At 60.8% G+C, this 7,451-nt stretch carries 6 protein-coding genes; 3 read left to right on the top strand and 3 right to left on the bottom strand.

Translation table 11 applies throughout. The features are described from left to right. Nucleotides 1-222 (top strand): hypothetical protein (locus EKD05_RS26030; RefSeq protein ID WP_165360890.1); only part of this gene is annotated, 222 nt, incomplete at its 5' end. Between the two features lie 148 nt (nucleotides 223-370). Continuing rightward, entirely contained in the window at nucleotides 371-1,012 is a 642-nt protein-coding gene (locus EKD05_RS22085) for a 50S ribosomal protein L25 (protein WP_129677229.1), read from the top strand. A 59-nt stretch (nucleotides 1,013-1,071) separates the two neighbouring features. On the opposite strand, the gene EKD05_RS22080 is transcribed toward EKD05_RS22085, so the two are convergent. Genes EKD05_RS22080 through bcp form a run of 3 tightly spaced genes read right to left on the bottom strand, consistent with a single transcriptional unit; the run spans nucleotide 1,072 to nucleotide 3,375 of the window. Beyond that, nucleotides 1,072-2,229 (bottom strand): glycosyltransferase, encoded by a 1,158-nt coding sequence (locus EKD05_RS22080; RefSeq protein ID WP_205704045.1) that lies wholly within the window; start codon nucleotides 2,227-2,229, stop codon nucleotides 1,072-1,074. A gap of 8 nt (nucleotides 2,230-2,237) precedes the next feature. Next, nucleotides 2,238-2,897 (bottom strand): hypothetical protein, encoded by a 660-nt coding sequence (locus EKD05_RS22075; protein ID WP_129677222.1) that lies wholly within the window; start codon nucleotides 2,895-2,897, stop codon nucleotides 2,238-2,240. Between the two features lie 10 nt (nucleotides 2,898-2,907). Next, nucleotides 2,908-3,375: a thioredoxin-dependent thiol peroxidase gene (gene bcp / locus EKD05_RS22070; RefSeq protein WP_129677220.1), complete on the bottom strand. Its 468-nt coding sequence runs from the start codon at nucleotides 3,373-3,375 to the stop codon at nucleotides 2,908-2,910. 352 nt (nucleotides 3,376-3,727) lie between these two features. On the opposite strand from bcp, the gene EKD05_RS22065 reads away from it, so the two are divergent. Then, nucleotides 3,728-7,222 carry a type ISP restriction/modification enzyme gene (locus EKD05_RS22065; RefSeq protein WP_129677218.1) on the top strand — a complete coding sequence of 1,165 codons (3,495 nt, stop codon included), beginning with the start codon at nucleotides 3,728-3,730 and terminating at the stop codon, nucleotides 7,220-7,222. Nucleotides 7,223-7,451: the final 229 nt, after the last annotated feature.

The following is a 7,451-nucleotide window of genomic DNA, read 5'->3' as shown; positions in this document are numbered from 1 at the left end:
GGCTTCAACAGCATTGAGACCGCGCAAAGCTACCTGGTGATCTTCGAGTGGTGCTACCGCCTGACGCCGTTTACCCAAGACGCGCAGGAGCGCATCCGGGGCAAGTGCCCGCTCGAACTGGCCGGCTACGACGTGAGTACACTGCCGATGGCCCAGCTCTGTCGGGGGCAGTTGCTCGGCTGGCCCCCAGAGGGGCTGGCAGAAGTAGTCCCCAAGTCGTAACGGTCACCTCTTTGCTAGCTCCTACTTCCTTGTCTTATGGTATAATCGCCTGCTGGCGCTGAGCTTCCCACGCTCATCGCCGCTGCTTATTCGCTGTGGGAGTATTGTGCAAGCATGGGCTGTGCACAAGATGAGGAACAGCACGACGATGAGAACCCAGTACACGATCCCTGCCCAAAAGAGGATGGTTCTTGGCAAAAAGGTCAAGCACCTGCGCCTCCAGGGCCTGTTGCCCGCTACGGTGTATGGCCGTGGCATCGAGCCGGTTAGCATTCAACTCGATAGCAAAGCCTTCAATCTGATGTTTCGCCAGGCCGGGCGTACGTCGCTGATTGATCTCTTTATTGATGGTCAACTGATGTCGGTCTTTGTTCAGGATGTGCAGCGCCATCCGGTCAAGCGCGATATTCTGCACGTTGATTTCAAGGCCGTTGACCTCAAGCGTTTGATCCAGGTCGAAGTTCCGGTGATCGCGGTTGGTGAGTCACCCGTGATTGTGCGTGGCGATGCGCTGCTCAATCATGCCCTCTCAACGGTGATGGTCGAGGCGTTGCCCGCTGAATTGCCGCAGCATATTGAAATTGATATCAGTGTGCTCGACCAGATGGATAAGAGCATTCACGCCGGCGACCTGGCCGCCTCAGGTACCTACAGAGTCCTTACCAACGCCGATGCCGTTGTCCTCTCGCTGACCCAGCTCCGTGCCACAACGGAGACCGAGGACGAAGCGGCGGTTGTTACCGAGCCGGAATTGATCCGTCGCCCACGCGACAGCGATGACGAAGAATAGTAGGTCTCTTCGGCGCAGAGAGGCCAGCATTGCTGGCCTCTCTGCGCCAATGTTTCCTTTTACCCGGTGTAGGTCCGTCCCTTCCAGACGACCCCGCGCCCGCTGCCGACTCGCCACATGCCCAATCCCGCGATCAAGAGGTAGCTCACCATCCCCAGGGGCCAGAGCAGGCCGTACCATCCGCTGAGCCGGTAGAGCCGTCGGTAGAGCCATCCCCAGAGCAGCAGGCTTACCACGAGGCTGCCTAGCCCCAATGCGATGAGGCTCGCTCCCAGGGTGTCTGATCCCAGGGCAAGCAGGGCGACACCGCTTCCCATGATCCAGTAAGGCCCCAGCGCCAGGGTGAGTTGTCGTAGCGCGATCCAGCCCGAGCGCATGCCACCGCTGCGGTAGCCGGCGGCGGCGTTCTTCATCAACCCCTCGGTGACTTCGCGGCCATTGTGGTACATCCGTACCCGCAGGTAGTCAAAACCTTCGCCGCCCCCGAGCCGATACCCCGCTCGCCGCAGGGCCTGCGCAAGCCGCACATCTTCGAGCACTTCGTCGCGCACCGCCCCGTGCCCACCAATCGCCTCGTAGGCTTCGCGCCGCAGCAGAATGCACGGCCCGTTGGCAAAAACTTGCTCGGGCCGCACGTTCGGATCTTCAAAGCGCTCGAGTGGGTAGAGCGTGGTGATCATGCCGAGAAAAGGCGGCAGGATCACACGCTCCCAGAAGGTGCCAAGTTCGAGCAAGGGCAGGACGGTGACGAGGTCAAGGTTTTTGTTGGTCGCGTAGCTCATCAAAACGCTGGTGAGTTCCGGCGCAGGCGCGGTATCGGCATCAAGATAGAGCAACCATTCGCCATGGGCTGTTTCGCCGAGTTGTTGACAGGCATTGCATTTGCCGACCCACCCGGCTGGCAACGGTCGCCCTGACAACACCCGTAGCCTCGGGTTGGCGAGTTCGGCCAGACGCGCCGCCGTGCCATCGGTCGAGCCATCGTCAACCACAAGCACCTCGAACTGCGGATAGGTTTGCGCCAGCGCCCCGGCGACCGACCGCCCGATCGCCCGCTCTTCATTGCGGGCCGGGATCAGGATCGAGACCAGGGGCGCATCGGCGGGCAGCGGCGCAGGCGCAGGAAAACGAGGCTGGCGTTGCACCCGCCTCCAATCACGCCAATACCCCACCAGCAACAGGATCGTCAAGCCACATGCAAGGGCAAAAAAGAACACCAGACACCCTACCCTTCGATGCGGGGACGTTCACGTTCCTGCTCGAACTGCGCCAGAACCTCATCCGGTAGATTCAGCGCCGCCGCATCACCCTGGATCATATAGTGGAAGTTACCAACCCCTACCGCACGCATCAGTTGCGCCATCACCTTGTCCACATTATCGTAGGGGCCATTGACAAAAAAGGGCTTGCCATCCTCACCGCCCGTTGGCACCTCAACGCCACACGTCTCGGGTGACGTCGCGAGCAACAGCAACTCAGCCTGGGCAAAGATCGGGTCAGGCTTGAACCCCAGGTTGGCGGCATAATTCACGCCCGTAAAGATAATCTTGGCGACCAGATTGGGATCAGCGCGCTCCATTGGCCGCACCGAGAGCATATGCGCCCGCAGGCCGGCATTGTACTCGTTGACATCCTTGTGCAACTTGACCTGCGCACTCTTGACCCCCAGGCACCCGAGGTCAACCAGGAAACTTGCCGCCGCGATCTTGCCCGAGGTGGGCGAACGCCGCGCAAAGAGAATCGTCGTCAATGCGCCTGGTTGTTCCCACCCCGTCGACAACAACGCCTCATACACCGGCCAGTCGCGGGCAATCGCCATCCCCCCAACCGGCCTGGCCGCAAGACCACCCTCAGCACCCGCTTGCTCACGTTTCTTCTTGCCCATACAATCGTCCTCACCCCAACGCCGCGACCGCATTCGTCACACTCTCGGCTGGCTTCACCTTGCGTGCGGCCTCGATCACGATGCCAGCTTCATCAATCACAAAGTGCGAGCGCTCGATCCCCATATACTTCTTGCCATACATCGACTTCTCAACCCACACCCCATACGCCTCGGCGACCGTATGTTGGTCATCAACGAGCAGCGTAAATGGTAGATTGTGTTTCGTCTTGAACTTCTGGTGCGCCTTCACCCCATCGGGACTCACCCCGAGCACCACTGCATTCTTGGCCTCAATCGTCGGATACGTATCGCGAAAGCCACACGCCTGGGTCGTACAGCCCGACGTATCATCTTTCGGATAGAAATAGAGGATCACCTTCTTCCCACGAAAAGCGGACAACGTGACCGGCTCACCCGTCTCACTCACAATCTCAAAGTCGGGCGCCATCTCCCCGACCTGAACCTTCGGCTCAGACATTGTACCCTCCTTGTAGCACTGTGACCGACTCTCTCCATTTTACCTGAAATCGTGAGCAGAGGCGCAGAGGCGCGGAGGGGTTTTAACGCAGAGGCGCAGAGGCGCAGAGGCGCAGAGGGATCTATAATAGGTAACTTTGCGCCTTCGCGCCTTTGCGTCAAAAACGTTGCGCCTTTGCGCCAAAAACGGGGTATGCTATACTTGCCAACAGAAACACCATTCCCCGCTCTTGGTAACTCTCCAGTGAATTGGGGTTTGGGTTGAATGGATTTGTGCATGGTGCGCTGCTCGATGATCGCCCCTCCCGGTGCGCTCGGCGGGCAGGCTTCGCACTGTGTCCCCGAGGCCGTGCATGGATATCGTTGCCACCTATCTCCGCGATCTCCGCGATATTCGCTCTTCTGGCTCTGCGGTCAAGGAGACGTCGTTTTATCCGGCGCTTAGCACGCTGCTCAATGCGGTCGGCGCTGAGTTGCGTCCGAGGGTGCGCTGTATTCTGACGCTGAAGAATCGTGGCGCGGGCATTCCTGATGGTGGTCTCTTCACCGCCGATCAGATTGGTCGCCACGCGCCTTCCGATGCTTTCCCTGCGCCGCTGCCCGCCCGTGGGGTGCTTGAGGTGAAGGGAACCGGCGATGAGGTGGCTGCGATTGCCCGTAGTCCGCAGGTGCAGAAGTACCTCGATGGCTATGGGCAGGTGCTCGTGACCAATTATCGCGATTTTGTGCTCGTTGGCCGCGATGCCCACGGTCGCCCGCTGCCCCAAGAGCGCTATCGCCTTGCGGCAAGCGAGGCTGAGTTTTGGGCGCAGGTTGCTGATCCGGTGGCCTTGGCCGCGAGCCATCGCGAACGCTTCATCGAGTACCTCAAGCGCATGTTGCTTGCCGCTGCGCCGTTGACGAGCCCCGCCGATGTGGCTTGGTTCCTCGCCTCGTATGCCCGCGATGCCCGGATGCGCGTTGAGCATTCGCAGTTGCCTGCGCTGCGGCAGGTGCGCAAGGCCCTCGAGGAGGCGCTCGGCATTAGTTTCAACGAGCAGCGCGGCGATCATTTCTTTCGCTCGACGCTGATCCAGACGCTCTTTTACGGTGTCTTTTCGGCCTGGGTGCTCTGGCATCACGAAGATCCTGACCGCAGCGATAGCTTCGATTGGCGCTTGGCTCAGTACTACCTGCACGTCCCGGTGCTCCAGGCGCTCTTTAGCCAGATCTCGACGCCCCAGCGCCTCAGGCCGCTTGGTTTGATGGAGGTGCTCGACTGGACCGGCGCGGCACTCAATCGGGTCGAGCGCGGGGCGTTTTTCGCTCGCTTCGATACCGGCCACGCCGTGCAGTACTTCTACGAGCCCTTTCTCGAAGCCTTCGACCCCGAGCTACGCAAGGATCTGGGGGTCTGGTATACGCCGCCCGAGGTGGTGCGCTATATGGTCGCCCGCGTTGATGCTGCCTTGCGCGACGAGCTGGGGGTGGCCGATGGTCTGGCTGACCCCAGTGTGATCGTGCTCGACCCTTGCACGGGCACCGGGGCGTATGTTGCCGAGGTGCTGCGCCAAATTGCCGCGACCCTGCGCGCCAAGGGCGAGGACGCCTTGCTGGGCCAGGATGTCAAGCGCGCCGCGCTGAGCCGGGTCTTTGGCTTTGAGCTGCTGCCGGCGCCCTTTGTTGTTGCTCACCTCCAGATTGGCCTGCTGCTGCAGCAACTCGGCGCGCCGCTCGCCGACGACGAGCGTGTCGGCGTCTACCTGACCAACGCGCTCACCGGATGGGAGCCGCCCGACGATCCGAAGCAGGCCGTCCAGTTGCGTTTCCCCGGTCTCCCCGAACTGCAGGACGAGCGCGACCAGGCCGAGCAGATCAAGCGTGGTGCGCCCATCCTGGTGATCCTCGGCAACCCGCCCTACTCTGGCTACGCCGGCATTGCGCGCATCGAAGAGGAGCGCGATCTCTCGAACGCCTACCGCACGACCAAGCGCGCCCCGGCACCGCAAGGCCAGGGGCTCAACGACCTCTATGTGCGCTTCTTTCGCATGGCCGAACGCCAAATCGTCGAAACCAGTCGGCGCGGCGTCGTCTGCTACATCTCAAACTACTCCTGGCTCGACGGACTCTCGTTCACCGGCATGCGCGAGCGCTACCTGGAGGTTTTTGATCGGATTTGGATCGACTCGCTCAACGGCGACAAGTACCGCACCGGCAAACTGACGCCCGAGGGCCAACCCGACCCGAGTGTCTTCTCGACCGACTTCAACCGCGAAGGCATTCAGGTTGGCACGGCGATTGCGCTGATGGTACGTCGGGGGCCGCAGCCCAAACAGGCTGCGATCGCCTTTCGCAACTTCTGGGGCCGCGAAAAACGCACCGAATTGGACACCGCAGCCACGCAGCCAGACACCACCGCTGCCTACCAACGGCTTGACCCGCCCGTGCCGCTGGGCTTCCCCTTCCAACCAGCCCACGTGCAGGCTGATTACTTGGGTTGGCCGCTGCTGCCTGAGGTCTTCCCCACTTCCTTCCCAGGAGTTCAGTCAAAAAGAGACGATGCAGTAATAGATATTGACAAAGATGTACTAATTAACCGAATGCGTGTATATTTTGATAAAAATATTACTGACGCTCAAATCGAACATTTGATTCCTCGTGTGATGGCGAAGACAAACCAAGCATTCGACCCTTATAAAACAAGAAGCTATCTAGTTAACCGCGGCTTTCTGCAAAACTACATCGTAAAATACTGTTTTCATCCTTTTGATGTCCGTTGGATTTATTGGGAACCTGAAACAGATCTTTTAGGAAGAAAATCCCCCGATTTTTTTGCAAATGTTTTTGAAGGAAATCTCTTTATTGAAGCCAGAAAACGTGAGTCTTTAGATCGCTTTTCGCGTGGTTATATGGCTAGTGTACTAGCCGACAACTTTGGCAATGGTTTCTCAAATTTCTTCCCCCTCTACCTGCGCTCCAACACCCAACCGCGCACGCTCTTCGACCTCGACGGGACCCCCGACGCACACGACCTGGGCGACGGGCGGCGGCTCAACCTGAGCGACGCGGCGCTCGCCTATCTCATGTCATTTCAGATTGCGGATTTTGGCTTGCAGCTTGCCGAGCATGGCGTTCCAGTGCGCTCTGGCAGCACTACCTATGCGGATCGCTCAATGCCAATTGGTCTCAGAGGCAACGCCGAGGCCTTGTTCTACCACACCCTCGCCGTGCTGCACGCCCCGGCATATCGCGCCGAGAACGCCGGAGCACTCCGCCAAGACTGGCCGCGCATCCCGTTGCCAGCCACGAGCGCAGCGCTGCTCGCCTCGGCGGAACTAGGGCGCCAGATCGCCGCGCTGCTCGACAGCGAACGCCCAGTTATCGGCGTCACCAGCGGCACACCCCGTGACGAACTACGGCCCATCGGCGTGCTCAGCGTTGTCGGAGGCGGACAGATCAACCCGAGCGCCGGCGACCTCGACCTCACCGTCGGCTGGGGTTACGGCGGGCGCGGCGGCATCACGATGCCCGGCAAAGGCCGCATCATCGAACGCACCGCCAGCGAAGGCGAAAGCTGCCCCGCACTCGGCCTCGCCGCGGGTGGGACAACGCTCGACATCTACCTCAACGACCGCGTCTACTGGCGCAACATCCCGCCAAGCATCTGGGGCTACACCATTGGCGGCTACCAAGTACTCAAAAAATGGCTCAGCTACCGCGAACGCCCCCTGCTCGGGCGCAGCCTCAGCATCGACGAAGCCCGCGAAGTGCGCGACATCGCCCGGCGCATCGCCGCGATCCTGCTGCTGGAACCCGCGCTTGACGCCAACTACCGCGCGGTGACGGAGGCAACGCATGGGTGGAAGTGAGGCAGAGGCGCGGAGGGGGTTTAACGCAGAGGCGCGGAGGCGCGGAGGCGCAGAGGGATGAGGAGGTTTGGGGGAGGTTTCACGCGAATGTAGGGGCGCAGCAGCCCATGGCCCGCCCGTCAACAACCGGCCCCTCGCATCGCTGCTGCGCCCCCAGGCAGCGTTGGTGGCACTGGCGTCTTGGTGTCAAAAACAGGGGTGTGTCAGGCGAAGGCGCGAAGCACCGGGG

The sequence above is a fragment of the Candidatus Chloroploca sp. Khr17 genome, from assembly GCF_004138165.1.
Lineage (GTDB): Bacteria > Chloroflexota > Chloroflexia > Chloroflexales > Chloroflexaceae > Chloroploca.
The sequence above is the reverse complement of the archived record's forward strand: the minus strand, read 5'-3'. Positions and strand labels throughout refer to the sequence as shown.

Excerpts from the sequence above, each read along its gene's own strand:
- EKD05_RS22075 (WP_129677222.1), bottom strand. The coding sequence starts at position 2,897 with ATGGGCAAGAAGAAACGTGAGCAAGCGGGTGCTGAGGGTGGTCTTGCG.
- EKD05_RS22065 (WP_129677218.1), top strand. The coding sequence starts at position 3,728 with ATGGATATCGTTGCCACCTATCTCCGCGATCTCCGCGATATTCGCTCT.
- EKD05_RS22085 (WP_129677229.1), top strand. The coding sequence starts at position 371 with ATGAGAACCCAGTACACGATCCCTGCCCAAAAGAGGATGGTTCTTGGC.
- bcp (WP_129677220.1), bottom strand. The coding sequence starts at position 3,375 with ATGTCTGAGCCGAAGGTTCAGGTCGGGGAGATGGCGCCCGACTTTGAG.